This window comes from Methanosarcina sp. UBA411 (assembly GCF_002495725.1).
Classification (GTDB): Archaea; Halobacteriota; Methanosarcinia; order Methanosarcinales; family Methanosarcinaceae; genus Methanosarcina.
The window spans coordinates 190436-204768 of the sequence record NZ_DAGK01000012.1; the positions used below are offsets into that span (position 1 = coordinate 190436).

Annotated in this window: 15 protein-coding genes; all 15 read left to right on the forward strand. The window is 40.2% G+C overall.

Translation table 11 applies throughout. The features are described 5' to 3' along the window. Positions 1 to 257 precede the first annotated feature (257 nt). The 15 genes from BP861_RS04625 to BP861_RS04695 all read left to right on the forward strand — a co-directional run bounded on the left by BP861_RS04625 (position 258) and on the right by BP861_RS04695 (position 14249). Positions 258 to 1361, forward strand: a complete 1104-nt coding sequence (locus BP861_RS04625) for an MtaA/CmuA family methyltransferase (RefSeq protein WP_292373018.1) — start codon at positions 258 to 260, stop codon at positions 1359 to 1361. After that, a complete protein-coding gene (locus tag BP861_RS04630) occupies positions 1358 to 2185 on the forward strand; it encodes a cobalamin-dependent protein (protein WP_292373020.1) in 828 nt (275 codons plus the stop codon). Before BP861_RS04625 ends, BP861_RS04630 begins: the two co-directional genes overlap by 4 nt. A 121-nt stretch (positions 2186 to 2306) precedes the next feature. Then, positions 2307 to 3908, forward strand: a complete 1602-nt coding sequence (locus BP861_RS04635; RefSeq protein WP_292373022.1) for a methylamine methyltransferase corrinoid protein reductive activase — start codon at positions 2307 to 2309, stop codon at positions 3906 to 3908. A 321-nt stretch (positions 3909 to 4229) separates the two neighbouring features. Then, positions 4230 to 5306 carry a phosphatase PAP2 family protein gene (locus BP861_RS04640; protein WP_292373023.1) on the forward strand — a complete coding sequence of 359 codons (1077 nt, stop codon included), beginning with the start codon at positions 4230 to 4232 and terminating at the stop codon, positions 5304 to 5306. A 651-nt stretch (positions 5307 to 5957) separates the two neighbouring features. Continuing rightward, positions 5958 to 6854 (forward strand): pyridoxal 5'-phosphate synthase lyase subunit PdxS, encoded by an 897-nt coding sequence (gene pdxS, locus BP861_RS04645; RefSeq protein WP_292373025.1) that lies wholly within the window; start codon positions 5958 to 5960, stop codon positions 6852 to 6854. A gap of 482 nt (positions 6855 to 7336) precedes the next feature. Beyond that, positions 7337 to 7936, forward strand: coding sequence for a pyridoxal 5'-phosphate synthase glutaminase subunit PdxT (gene pdxT / locus BP861_RS04650; protein WP_292373026.1), 600 nt, complete (start codon positions 7337 to 7339; stop codon positions 7934 to 7936). A 359-nt stretch (positions 7937 to 8295) separates the two neighbouring features. Then, the gene (locus BP861_RS04655) at positions 8296 to 8709 is read left to right on the forward strand and encodes a pyridoxamine 5'-phosphate oxidase family protein (RefSeq protein ID WP_292373028.1); all 414 of its coding nucleotides are present in this window, start codon (positions 8296 to 8298) and stop codon (positions 8707 to 8709) included. A 237-nt stretch (positions 8710 to 8946) separates the two neighbouring features. Further along, positions 8947 to 9447 carry a pre-peptidase C-terminal domain-containing protein gene (locus tag BP861_RS04660; RefSeq protein WP_292373030.1) on the forward strand — a complete coding sequence of 167 codons (501 nt, stop codon included), beginning with the start codon at positions 8947 to 8949 and terminating at the stop codon, positions 9445 to 9447. Then, the gene (locus tag BP861_RS04665) at positions 9407 to 10171 is read left to right on the forward strand and encodes a winged helix-turn-helix transcriptional regulator (protein ID WP_292373032.1); all 765 of its coding nucleotides are present in this window, start codon (positions 9407 to 9409) and stop codon (positions 10169 to 10171) included. The genes BP861_RS04660 and BP861_RS04665 overlap by 41 nt, the downstream gene beginning before the upstream one ends. A gap of 599 nt (positions 10172 to 10770) precedes the next feature. Continuing rightward, positions 10771 to 11202, forward strand: coding sequence for a hypothetical protein (locus BP861_RS04670; RefSeq protein WP_292373033.1), 432 nt, complete (start codon positions 10771 to 10773; stop codon positions 11200 to 11202). Between the two features lie 544 nt (positions 11203 to 11746). Next, a complete protein-coding gene (locus BP861_RS04675; RefSeq protein ID WP_292373035.1) occupies positions 11747 to 11923 on the forward strand; it encodes a hypothetical protein in 177 nt (58 codons plus the stop codon). A gap of 76 nt (positions 11924 to 11999) precedes the next feature. Then, a complete protein-coding gene (locus BP861_RS04680; RefSeq protein WP_292373037.1) occupies positions 12000 to 12281 on the forward strand; it encodes a DUF4367 domain-containing protein in 282 nt (93 codons plus the stop codon). Positions 12282 to 12452: 171 nt separating this feature from the next. Then, on the forward strand, positions 12453 to 13103 hold the full coding sequence (locus tag BP861_RS04685; protein ID WP_292373039.1) for a hypothetical protein: 651 nt from the start codon (positions 12453 to 12455) through the stop codon (positions 13101 to 13103). 322 nt (positions 13104 to 13425) lie between these two features. Continuing rightward, complete coding sequence (locus tag BP861_RS04690; protein ID WP_292373041.1) at positions 13426 to 13641, forward strand: hypothetical protein; 216 nt, start codon at positions 13426 to 13428, stop codon at positions 13639 to 13641. Beyond that, on the forward strand, positions 13641 to 14249 hold the full coding sequence (locus tag BP861_RS04695; protein ID WP_292373043.1) for a cytochrome c biogenesis protein CcdA: 609 nt from the start codon (positions 13641 to 13643) through the stop codon (positions 14247 to 14249). Before BP861_RS04690 ends, BP861_RS04695 begins: the two co-directional genes overlap by 1 nt. Positions 14250 to 14333: the final 84 nt, after the last annotated feature.

A 14333-nucleotide genomic window follows, 5' to 3' on the forward strand; every position in this document is an offset into this window, starting at 1 on the left:
AGATGTAAATGTAAAAACTGTGGGCTCTTACACAAAAAAGGATAGTTTTCTTATATATTTCAGGGACTCGGAAAAAACTTGCAAAAGGGCTCATGAAAACAAGACATTTCAGGCTTTTACCTGACAACAGATCACTACTTCTTTTACCCTGTGGGTGGCATTCAAAAACGAATTCTTTGGTGATCTGACTGCAAAGTCAAACATATTAATATATAATTTAAAGTATATTAGATGCAGATTAAAAGGAGATGTATAGCATGGTAAGTGAAATGACTCCAACCCGAAGAGTTCTGGCAGCAGTGCTTGGAGGCAGGGTTGACTATGTACCCCCTGCAAATCCCCTCGCTCAGACCACAACCGAACTGATGCAGGTATGCAACGCCTCCTGGCCAAAAGCCCACTTTGACAGCAAGATGATGGCAGACCTTGCAGCCTCTCCTTATGAGGTTTGCGGCATTGAGGCTGCACGTCCCCAGTTTGATATTTCTCTTGAGGCGGAAGTTCTTGGGTGCAAACTTGACTGGGACAAACCGGACAGGCCTCCCGTAACTGGCCCTGCTTATACAGACCCCTCAGATATAACCTGGCCCGATAACCTGGAAGAAGCCGGAAGAATACCGGTAGTTCTCGGAGCAATTGAAGAACTGAGGAAGCGCTACGACGGCATGCTCCCTATCATCCCGGTACTTACATCCCCATTTACGGTAGCAGGTCACATAGCAGGTGTTGAGAATATGGCCAGGTGGACAAAGACCGACCCGGAAAAAGCCCATGCCTTCATTGAAGCGGCAACTGATTTTGTGATAGCTTACGGGAAGTTGCAGATTATTTACGGGGGACATATCATCTTCCTCGCTGATCCTTCGGCTTCCGGTGATCTGATTTCATCGGAAACATACAGGGAGTTTATACTCCCTTCCCACAAAAGAATAGCACAGGAAATCAGCTGTCCCCAGATCCTACACATCTGCGGCGATACCAGTAAACTCCTGCCTTATATAAAACAGAGTGGAATTGACTGTTTCTCCTTTGATGCCGTTCCAGTCTGGTACTGCCGTCAGGTAATGGGCAACGAGATGTCCATTCTAGGAAGCCTGGACGTCATAAACCTGATGCCAAACGGCACTCCCGAACAGGTTTATAACAGAACCCGGGAATGCATCTTGCAGGGAACTGATATTGTAGGAACTTCATGTGGGGTCTCATTTGGAACCTCCCTCGAAAATCTCAGAGCATATGTAAGGGCCTGTAAAGAGACCCCAATCCCGAAATACGACGATGTTGAAGATCTTGTCAGGCAGATTGGAGTCGGTATTGGTAGGAATATGAAAGAAAATGTGCTCGGAGGGATGCAGGAATGATAAGGCACATCGACGTTGCAGTTCAGAAGATATTCGAAATGAAAGAAAAAGAACCTGCAAAGTTTAAAAGACTCATTGAAGAAGGGATCATGATCGGCCTCGGGGTTGACCTTGGAGATAGAAACAAAGAAATGACTGTTGCTGACCAGATAAAGAAACAGAACAAGCCGAAAGACCCCGAATACACAGCTGTGGCAGAAGCAGTGATAGCGGGAGACCGCGCCGAAACAATAAACCTCACAGTTACCCTGCTTGGAAAAGGAAAAGATCCTACAGACCTGGTCTTAAATGCTCTTATGCCCGGAATTCAGACCGTATGTGAGCTTTACGACATGGGAGAGAGCTACGTGCCTGAAATCCTGCTGGCAAACGAAGCCCTTATAGGAGGGGTGGAACTCTGCCAGGAAAGGATAGGAGAAGTTCCCTCCCAGGGGAAGGTGGTCTCCCTCGTTATTGAAGGAGATGTGCATGACATAGGCAAGAATATTGTAGCCGCTATTCTCAGGGCAAACGGTTTCGAAGTAGTTGATCTTGGAAGAGACATAACAGTGGAAGCAGCCGTTAAAGCTGTAAAAGCAACAAACGCTGACCTTGTTACCGGAACGACCCTTATGAGCACAACCAAAGGAGGTCTTAAAGACCTTGCAGAGATTCTGGATTCTGAGGACGTTCCTGTAGCCTGTGGCGGGGCTGCCATAGACAGGCATTTTGTCGATACCTTTGGCAATTCTATATATGGAAAAACCCCACTTGATGCAGTAAAAATTGCAAAGAAGATCTGTGCAGGAAAGAACTGGAAAGAAGCCCGCAAGGAACTATACTGATTTTACTTTACTTCCCAGTTCTCTTTTTTATTTTTCTTCTTCGAGCTTTATCTCTCATATTAAATTCTAAATTGGAAAATAAAGGATGAACAAAAACTGCAAAAAAATACTGGGATAAAATATGGATCAGGCAATAAATATCGATATTGGTACCAGCGGGATTAGAGCCCAGCTCCTAAATCTTACGGATTCTTCCGTCCTCAGGACTGCAATTTTGTCCAGAAACCCGCTCCCTGGCGCAAATGTCGTTGACCATATGGACTTTGCGATTAGTTATGGGCAGGGAATAGCCCATGAAATTCTTATTTCAGCCATAAACTCCCTGGTAAAGGACCTTAAGCCAGAAAACCTCAAGCGTATAGCCGTTTGTGGAAATCCGATCCAATTGTCGCTATTCGAAGGAATAGAAATCAGGGACCTCGCATTTGCGGGAAAAAACGCCCTCGAGAAAATACATGTAAAGCCTCTGGAAAGGAACGGGCATATAGTTTCAGGAAATGAGATTGGGATTTATGCCGATGTTGATGTGATTATCCCGCCTTCGGTAAGGCATGAAATCGGAGCTGATGCCCTTGCTATGATGATAAAGAGCGGGTTTCTGGACACTCCCGAAACGTGTATGGTCACGGATTACGGGACAAATGCCGAGATGGCCCTGAGAGTAGGCGACAGAATATACACAGGATCGGCTGCTGCAGGCCCTGTTATCGAAGGACAGCAGATCAGCAAAGGGATGCTGGCAACGCCTGGAGCGATTGCCGACCTGAAGCTTTCCAGAGGCTGGCAAGCGCTTGTCCTTGATGAAAAACTCAGGCTGGTAGAAGGGCCAAGAATAGATCTGCGCAACAGGACTTTTAAAGCCACCGGATATCCTGCAAAGGGAATTACAGGTACGGGGGTAATTGCCCTTATGTATGCAGGGCTTGTAACTGGCATAATAAAGCCTCCTATTATTGAAGGCGGTATAATTCGGCTGGGAAAGGGAGTTACATTTACGGAGGAAGATGTAATAGAAGCCGGAAAAGCCTTCGGAGCCCTGAGAGCAGGTCATCTGACCCTGATGCATGAGGCAGGGATAGCATACGAAGATCTGGAAACAATGTACATATGCGGGGCAAGCGGAACGTATGTGGACCCTCTAAAAGCCCGCTTTACAGGCATTGTGCCTGCAACACCGAAACGGATTATCCAGTGCGGAAATACTTCCCTGGAACTTGCAAAAGACCTTGCCCTCGACCCTGACTACCTCTCCTACCTTAATGAAATGAAGAAATCGGTGCTTTCAAATCATATAATGTTTGCCTCATCCCCAACCTTTGAAGCCATCTACGTCCAGGAAATAGCCCTCTGGAATGAAGGGATGCCGCTTGAAAAGTATAACTCAAACCTCGAAAGATCAGGCATCCAGCCTATCCCGCAAAAATTTCAGGAAATCATTATTGAAAAAAAATCTGAAACGGATATCCACGAACTTGGGAAAAGCCTGGAGATCGTGGAGTCAAAATGTGGTTTTACCGCTACCATTCAGTGCAGTGGTTGTGATACCTGTGTGAAAGAATGCCCAGAAGAGGCACTTTCAAGAGAATCTGAGAGTTTTAAGATCAACAACGAAAGATGTCTCGGTACTGCCTGCAGAAGATGTGAAGAAAGGTGCCCTGAAAAGAGGTTCTCGATCAGTGACTTTAAGCTGGAACTTCCAGAGTCCATAGAGATAGGACAGTAAAATGAAACAGAAGAGCGGAACAGTAATATTACAAGAATAATTTTACTTAGATCTTACAAGAGTAGTTTTACTCAGATCTTACAGGTAATTATACTCAGTAAATTAAATAATAAGTATCCAACCCTGAAGAGGATTCCAGCTATACATAGGTACAAAACAATATAAATATAAAATAGTTTTCTAGAATACATCGTCATAAACTCAATTATACGAAATAGAACTAGATTTTTTACTGATTCCAGATATGCAGTTTAACCCGAGACTTTTTGGATAAAACTGAGCATATCTGCAGGCAAATGTTTAAATAAGGAGTCAGAGCCCTTGTTTCAGACTGAACCTATACTCTATCTGCAATCACTTGGAAACGATTGGCTTACATCCCTCATGATTTTGATAACTTCAATGGGATCGTCGGCTTTTTTAGCTGCCATAGTAATTATCGTAACTTTCGGGATTAATTTCCGGAAAGGTTTTCTTCTGTTCCAGCTCTTAATCTGGACAGGTCTGATTACCGAAATCATTAAGACAGTGGTCGCCTTTCCAAGGCCGGATTTTGTAGATAATAGAGTTCTTAACCTTGAATATGGAGTGAAAAATACCTCGCCTTTCAGTGGGGGAGGACCTGAAGGTATATTCAAACTTCCCGACAAAGAAGTCCTTGAGACCTTCCGCCTTCAAGAAACGCTTAACCATTCTCCTTTCGGTTTCCCTTCCGGGCATGTCGCAATTACAACTGCACTCTGGGGAGGAAGCTCCGAGATTTTCAACAGACGGATAATTAAATTGATGGCTCCTGTTATGATATTTCTTGTAGCTTTGTCAAGGATGTACCTGGGAAGACATTTTCTGGGAGACATAATGGGAGGAGCTATTATAGGCTTATTTTTACTGATTGCTTTTACTCTCTTTCTCAAAAGCTCCCTGAAAGAAGAGTTTTTCAAGAAAGAGAATTTTGAACTCGCATTCAGGCATAAGAACCTAATTTTGTACTTCATTCTGTTTGTTATCCCTCCTGTTCTGACAGCCTTATCTCTGATAAGTGCTGATGTAGCAGGTTTCTTCCTTGGCACGAATGCGGCATACGTTCTTATTATACGAAAAGGGCTCCCTGATGATGAAGGAAGTGTTGAACAGAGAGTTTTGAGAATAGTTACTGCACTTCTACTGTTTGGAGTCTCCAGCTTTATTCTTAATGTTGGGTTCGAGACTCTCGAAACTGCAGCCTATTTTAGTTTTAAACTCATCGAATTCTTAGAAGCATTCATACCTGCATCTACAATCTGGGTGTCCGTAGTTGTCTGCACAAAGCTCAACCTGTATAGAAGAGAAAAAGAACTCTTAAGCAGCCAGAACATGGAATGGAATAGAAATGCATTAAAAAAGAACGGAATGGAGTAGAAATTCAACCAGATTCCCCCAAATAATAGAAAAAAATCAATAAGTTCTAAAATCAAGAAGTTATTCCCGGAAAAAATCCCCTGTGAATGTAATGATCCCGATATTCCTTATAACTATATTCTCAGATAGTATCTGTCAAATCCTGGCTGAAACCTATAGAATTTAATAAATCAATGGTTTTGATATCAGGAACTAACTTAGAGGATTTTTCAAGTCCTGTTTGCCTTATGTCCCAGGAAAACTATATATTTCAGAACCTGAAAGAAGATCATATATATTATATGAAGACAGAAATAGTGATAATAAGTTTCAGGCAAGCATATAGAGGCAGACAAATAAACCACAGTAAGGCTCTATATTGCATTATCTAAAGAGGCAAGATGAAACATATAAAATTAAAAAATAAAAATTGTTGAAGGAAAAACATTAAATCATTAGAAATTAATTTGCTTTGTGTTTATTCATAAGGAATAACTTAAATAATGCTTTTGACTATTGAGCGTATTCATAATTCACCGGAGAAACAACTAACTGAAAACCGCAACCTGTCGGTTGTAATCAATGGAAAAGACCTTAAGGTCTTTTCAGCGTGGACAGGGTTTCCCACGGCATAGAGCTTATAATCATATCAAAACAGAGAGGACGACATTCATGGACTTTGAAAAATTAAGACACGGGACAGAACTTATCAAGAGGGGCTTTGCAAGAATGCAGAAAGGGGGTGTGATCATGGATGTTACAAATCCAGAACAGGCCAGGATCGCAGAAGAAGCTGGAGCAGTTGCTGTTATGGCCCTCCAGGCTGTTCCTGCAGATATCAGAAAGGCGGGTGGGGTTGCCCGGATGGCCGACCCTGAGATTGTCCAGCAGATTATTGATACGGTTACAATTCCTGTGATGGCAAAAGCCAGGATCGGGCACTTCGTCGAAGCCGAAATTTTAGAAGCCCTGGGCGTTGACATGGTGGACGAATCTGAAGTCCTGACCCCTGCTGATCCCTACTTCCATATAGACAAAACACAGTTTACCGTGCCTTTTGTCTGCGGAGCCCGAAACCTCGGAGAAGCCCTCAGGAGAATTAACGAAGGGGCAGCCATGATCCGAACAAAAGGAGAGGCTGGAACAGGGGACGTCAGCCAGGCAGTCAAGCACATGAAACAGATTCAGGGCGAAATCCGTGCCCTTGCCGGGAAGACAAAAGAAGAACTGATTCTGGTTTCCAGGGAAATAGAAGCTCCAATCGAACTTGTAGTCGAAACCTCAAAAATGCAGCGTCTGCCTGTAGTAAACTTTGCAGCCGGCGGAGTTGCAACCCCTGCAGATGCAGCGCTTATGATGCGCCTCGGGGCAGACGGGGTCTTTGTAGGTTCAGGTATATTCAAAGCCGAAAATCCTGAGAAAATGGCAAAAGCCGTTGTTGAAGCCGTAAACAACTTTGACAACCCTGCAAAGCTCGCAGAAATCTCAAAAGGCGTCGGTGCCGGCATGAAAGGCATCAGCGCAGACATGATCCCTGCCCAAGAAGCCCTTCAGGAACGCGGGTGGTAAAACCTGCCTGAGTTCCGTCTCCCGAGTCCCGTCTCGGGAGGACGGAGCCCTTTTCGCTCCCCGAATTTCGCTTCGGGAGCACGAAGCCCTTTTCGCTTCGCTCAAGAGGGCTGAATCATGATGAAGATACTGAGCTGAGTCAAGAGCTGATGGGCAAGAAAGGCTATATTTTCAACCCTCTCAGGAGGGCTGATTTACCAGAATTTCGTTTCGTGTCAGTATAGGATGTGATCACAAACATTTTTAAATATGATTGCTCACAAGCCTTTTCAAAAAAGGCTTGATCGCAAACGTTTTAGAAAAAAGTTTGATCAAAAACGATGTGAACGACGTGATAAACCGGCGCAAAGGTTGCAGCTCACCGGTTGAAGTTTAATTTTTAAAAATGGATTCTTTCTTACGGGCCTGTAAGAATAAATCACTTCAATTTTTTATTTTCGGATTAACAGGTAATGAATTAATTCTGGAAAATGGTGTTTTTCATGAAAATAGGTGTAATCGCTATTCAGGGAGCGGTTTCTGAGCATATTAATGCTTTAAGGAGAGCCCTTAAGGAAAGAGGAGTGGATGCAGAAGTAGTTGCAATAAAGCATAAGGGTATTGTCCCGGAATGCAGCGGGATTGTGATTCCTGGCGGGGAGAGTACCACACTTTGCAGACTTCTTGCCCGCGAGGGGATTGCAGAGGAAATTAAAGCTGCGGCTGCAAGAGGAGTTCCGATTCTTGGGACTTGTGCAGGTTTGATTGTAATTGCAAAGGAAGGCGACGAGCAAGTTGAGAAAACCAACCAGGAACTGCTCGGAATTATGGATACGAAGGTCAACAGAAACGCTTTCGGAAGGCAGAGGAATTCTTTTGAGGCCGAACTTGAGCTAGAGATCCTTGATTCTCCTTTTACCGGCGTGTTTATAAGGGCTCCTGGAATCGTGAGCTGTGGGCCTGGGGTTCGCGTACTTTCTAGGCTTGATAACCTGATTATTGCTGCAGAACAGGGAAATGTGCTGGCTCTTGCTTTCCATCCGGAATTAACCGAAGATTTACGAATTCACCAGTACTTCCTGGATAAAGTGTTCAACTGTTGAAACTCAAATGGGGAGCCAATTATATTTCCGGCTCTTTTCCTTGGGCTTTTTTTCTTTATCACATTTTTGTTTATCGTACTTTTTCTCTAAAGCTTCCATTCATTTTTACTTTCTGGCACCTTCTTTATCTAATCTTTAATCCTCTTTATTTTCGGTATAGATTTCTTTCTATTCTTAGTATTCTCTTTATTTTCGGCTTATCATCCTTCTTATCTCTATCTATATTCTTTTTATATGGATTACCCAATAAGAAAAAAGATAGAACGCAGTTCTTGACTTTTTATATTTTTGAAACATTCAAAGTTATATAAGGATTACAGCCATATTAGTAAAAACCAATTCAATAAGGGGTAAAATAAATGGTGAAATTAACTGACGAAATGAAAGAAGACTTTGCAAAAATGAAAATATTCCCATTTGCAACGGCGTCTAAAGGCGGAGATCCAAATGTAATCCCAATAGGCATGTGTAATTTGCAGGAAGACGGGGAAACAATCTGGATTGCAGACAATTATTTTCATAAAACCCGCAACAATCTTGACGAAAACCCGAGGGGAGCTATCTATGTCTGGGGCCCGGAAATAAAAGACTGTTACCAGATAAAGGGAGATATTGAGATTAAGACCGAAGGGGATGATTACGAAAAGATGTACAAAATGGTCAAGAGCAGAGGAGACAGGTTCCCTGCAAAAGCCCTTGTAGTTATGAAAATTACTGAAGTTTATGAGTGCAAACCCGGGGCCGGGACCGAGCCTGGAGAGAGGCTGCTCTAAAGAGTTTTTAAAGTCAGTTTATAAATTTACGATTTTATACTGATATGAGGATGGAGAATGTCCTCATAACTTCTCTTTTTTGAAGAAATATCCTTGATTAAAGGTATCTTTATGCTTTTTTTCAGGTAATTTTTTAATTTTGTAACAATTTTTCATAAAGACATGTACACTGACCGTTTGAGAGTTTGCACAGAAATTATATATGTCTTGATCTCTAACTAATTTTTGGGTGATACCATGAAAGCCTGGGAAATGTTGATTTTATGCGTTATTATAGGGTTGAAGGCTGTTCCTGCGGTTTCAGCTAAAGAAGCATACGCAGAAAATTCCAACACCAACGTTATTCTAGATTCCGATGGGAAAGATTATATTGTTAGTCCCTCGACAGAAAATTCTTTTGATACAGAAAGCTTTATTTTTCCTCAACGGTCAACCCAGTCAATAAGCCAGGGGCAGACTATAACCCACAATGTAAACGTAGGTTCAGGAGTGAATTATCTAGAAGTGGACTTGAACTGGGGAGATACAAGTGATTCTCTAACTCTTAGCGTTTACACCCCTTCAGGAAGTAAAATCGGGACTTACCGCGATAGTTCTGACGGGAGCGTAAACGGCAGGATACACCTCAATATAGACCCCTCCCAGGGATATGTGCAACAAGGAACCTGGAGTTTTAAGGTTTATGGAGAATCGGTTAGTGGAACACAGAGCTATACACTTAATGTTTACCAGCATTAAGCTTGAAAAAAAGCTTATCTTCTGTTTACTATTTTTTCTCTTAACAACAACAGCTGAGGCTACAGAATATATTGTAAGCCCAGCTCCAAGTGATCAAGTCGGAGCTTCAATTAACGGAGAAAAAGTAGTAAAACTTGAGGATACTGTAATACCCTATTGGCAGTTTCTGCTATGGCTAGCTGCGATGCAAATTGTATCAATAATAGATATACTGCTGTATCTTGCAAAGCTAATTTTAGTGATACTGGGATTCAGAATTGTAGATAAAGGAAATGTATTTGATAATCCTAATCGGTCTAGTATCTATACGTATATCAAGACTAAACCGGGAGCATGCATTGGTGAAATTGTAGAGAAAACAGGCTTAGGCAGAGGAAGAGTAAGGCATCATATAACCATTCTGGAAGCTCAGAACAAAATTGAAGTCTATGAAGACGGCGGAAAGATTAGGTATTTCGAAAATAATTCCACTTATGAAGAAGAAAGAAAAATTATTTCTGCTCTTCAAAACGTAATAAATCAAAGAATAATTTCAGAAATACAAAATGGGAAATGTAATACAAACTCAGCTCTTGCACATGAAATCGGAGTTTCCAGAGCTACAATTAGCTGGAATATGAGAACTCTTAAAGAAGTGGAACTCATAAATGAAGAAAGAAAAGGAAAAAATATCATTTATAGAATAAACCCTTCTTATGAAAACTTGATTGAAAAATATGGATAAAATAACCTTGAATCCAGTTTTAAAAATACCAGTTATCAAAAAGTTTCTGGAAAAGTCTGCTTCAATCTCTCTACATCCTTTTTTAATTAAGCAGATCTTTTTTCTCCAAGCTACTTATTCTTAAACCCTGAATCTATAGTCTCAAGAATAAAAGCTGACTTTACCAATCTTGCGGTAAAAAGACATAATGACAAAGTTTTAACCAGGTGGTATCGTAAAGTCCGATTTTGCCATATAAAAATACAAACTCTCAAAGGAAATATCATTAGATTTTTTAGCGAAAAGCCTGGTTACTAATTGTAGACATTTAAATAATTGACATCGAGCTGCTCTATATATAACTTCCGGCCAATCTCTCTAACTGTTTTTTGTAGCTCATTTTAGAGCTGTAAAGATTCTATGATCTCTGATAGTTAGAGAGATTGGCCGGAAAACTTATAAAGGATTCTCTAAAACTGAATAAGTGAGAATGTTCTACAGATTCTAGAGTTTGAGACCTATCCTGAACCCTGCATACCCGAAGGCATGAAGTATATAATTTATAACTGTTTTAAAGTTTGCTTCTTGCCTCTTGAATGAAAGTGAAGAGGTGAAATAAATTGAGGTTAAATGACAAAGTTAGAAAAATCAGCGGGGTTTTCATGATGATGCTCGTTGTAGGTATGGTACTGGTTACGCCTGCGATAGCATGCCCGTGCTCACAGGATGGCCCATGCTCAAAGGATGCGGACTCCGCAGATGAGTCGGGTGCTAAGGTGAAGGCAACAAAACTATCAGGAGTAGATCTTAATGAGGCGACAGCAAAGGCACTATCAGATGAAGACGTACTGAAGCTTAGAGAAGAACTGATTAAATCTGGATATAAACCTTCTATTGAAAATATCAGTGCGGAGAAATTCACCATGGAGAATGAGAGTGGAACCATATCTAGCACACTCGTAGGGATGCCATTCAGTGGCAAGGATGAGAACGAGACGGCGGTTATCTCATTCACCTATAATGACCTTGGAAGTACTGCCGCAGCAGTTTAGACAGTTGAAGGTTTAGAGCTGTTGTTTTTCAGTTCAACCGCGTAAGTCCTAAAATTTTAAAAGACCGAATGATCCATATTTTTGATTGGATTTCTCGGTACTATGAGAATTTAGGTGTAAACTTACGACTTTTCCGATACTCTTTCAGTAGAAGTAGTCATAATTGACATCCAATTAATAATTATTATTTTAGAATGACAAGTATGTAAAAATACTATACAAACTATCAATATGTTCTTCTACGGAAAAACTGGGATAATATTTGCAAGGTTTAGTTAACACACTCAACACAATATGAGGGAGCTGTCAACTTACTAGTACCAATCAATTACGAATGGAAGAATCGCATGAATACGAATTTGCTGTTAGAATGCATTTCATTGGATCGGTTAGGAATTTTCTTTTCTGAAAGCTATCGATTTTACACCAGAAGCCTGCCTTAAGCTTTGGCCTTTCTACATGAAATCGATACACTGTTCCAGTCCACAACACATTAAAATTTTGATCAGTCACCGTTTGTAAATATATCTAAGGAGATGATGATATGATAAATGGGATATTTCTAATTGCAGTTGCAGATGTTCTGTTCGGAGTTGGTTTGATGGACATCACAGATAGACTAGTCCTTAAGGGTATAGGAAACATTGTTGCGCTGGTGGGGATTATCTATCTAGCATGGTACATATTAAATGAAGGGAAAGCAATTTTGGCGAATCTCTGAGGTCTACATCCAATCACTATGAAGTGTGATCAACATGCTTAAAAAACTGTAAATCGTGACCCTCATCCTCTCGATCGTGGCAACAGATTGCATAAATGAGATAACTGTTGAAGAAATAGCAAAGCATACTAACGAGAAGTATGGAACAGTTCATGACTTCAAAGCAACAAGGATCTCTACAACGAATGTTCAAGGAGCAGAAATATTAGATGAAGTAGAGATTTCAATCAAGAAACCGAACAAGTTCATGAGCGAGGATAAAAAACTGCTTAGGTTTGATTCCAATGATACAGAAATTATGATTACTGGCGCAATGACCAAAGAAGAATTCATAAAAATAGCTGAATCAATGAATTAATAATCGTTTTTATGGATTGATCCCAAAATCTGGATGCCGCTAAAGATCCAAAGTTATAATGGTGACAAAACTTCTGATGACACTAGAATATGAGAATTATTCTATATATTCAGGCATAAAAGATACTGAATTTAAATTTAAACCTCCAAAAGGTACAGAGGTGGTCAACATATGAATATAGATTATATTATAAAAGAAGAATTATTACGTTCATTCCCAGTATTAGTTGTTAGTTTTTTAATAATCGGGCTACTAAATAGGGAAGGATATGTTCCGCTAGAGATGTCAGGGGTATTTATTCTTTCCCTCTTCATTACAGCTATACATTTTTCGTTTATGGTCTGGTATAGAAAAAAGGAACAAATTGAGAACAATAATATTTCCTTTATAATTAACCATATTTTGGGCTCGAGGTCTCTTGAAGAAAAAACCACAGAGATATATAAAGATAAAGAAACTAAAATTTCTTCATCAATTCGAGAACATATGGGTCTTCTACTCGTTACAATACTTCTGTATGTTGCCTATCTTTATGCTTCTTTAGTTTATAAAATGGATCAGATATACTGGATTTTGCTTTTATTATTTATCGGAGTCTCACTCTCAAAGATCATATATGGTGAAAGGAAAGCAAATCAAAAAGATCCTATAAGATTGCTGGTTTTTTACGTAATCGCATGTGCCTTCATTTTTGTACGTTACCTTGTTCTTGACTATCCTATTCTTCCGATTTTGAAAGGAAGTATAATTCTTGGAATATTACTGATATTTTTGGTTTTAGGAATAAAATGGTTGCAGCGCAAACAGAACTCAGATAATTGAGTTTCCTATTATCGACATACATAGATTCTTGAAAATAAAAGATGTACTTATAGGGATTTTCATGAAAAGGATTTCTCGCATAATAGCTCCTCTGACTATCATTTATTTATCTCTTATTTTTATACCGATAGCGTATGCAAATCCAATCACGATTGATTATTTTCATCAAAAAGGTTGCCATGATTGTGAAATAACTGACCCTGTTATCGATCAAATAGAAGCTCAATATAATAATAGCATCATAATAACACGGATTGAAACCAGCACTGCTGATGGTTTTAATTAGTGGAATAAGTATGGTTTTCTTGAAGTCCCGGCTATTGTGATAAACAATGAAACAAAGGTTCCTAAAGAAGAAATTACTGAAGAAAAGCTAAAAACTTTAATCGATGAATATCTTGCGGAAGAGGAAAATATTACTGAATATACCACAGAAGAGGCAACGAGAAAAGAACAGGAAAACGAGTATATAAGCACAAACCTGAATTTGTCATTTGCTTATTCACTAGGTCTTTTACAGGTTTTTCACCCTGCCTGATGGCCATACTGGGATTTCTGTTAAGTTTTACTGCAGGGACGAGCAATAGCGCCAAAAGCGGTATGATACGTGCAACTGTATTTGGATTAGGGCTGGTAGGTTCTTACTTAGTATTGTGTCTGTGTTTGCTCTCATTCCGAAAATCAATTCCCGATTTGGAAAGCTTTTCTTTTGTTACAGGCGTCGTTGTAATTCTTATCGGGTTAAACCTTCTGGGAATCTTAAAATCACCTGTTGCTCTGGATAACTATTTCCAGAACTCTGCTCGGAGATATGCGGGTACTCTGGATAACTATTTCCAGAACTCTGCTCGGAGATATGCGGGTACTCTGGGTGGAATTTTTTTCCTTGGGATATTATTTTCGTTTGTAAAAGTTCCCTGCACTGCTCCGATGCTCCTTGTGTTGCTCAACAAAACCATCACTAGTGGAACAGCAAATAATCTGATCCTGTTACTTGCTTTCAGCGCTGGAGTATTGACACCTTTTATTGGAATTGGCTTGATAGGAGGCTATACTCTATCTAAACAAATTCGTTCATATAAAATACACTTGAAAAAAATCAGCGGATTCGTGCTTATGTTACTTGGTTTATGGATAATGTTTTAAGCTTAATTTTGAAAAACACTTAAATAATTACAAATGTCCTCAAGATTATTAGTTTTACGATATTCAAAGAAAAATTATCTGTTG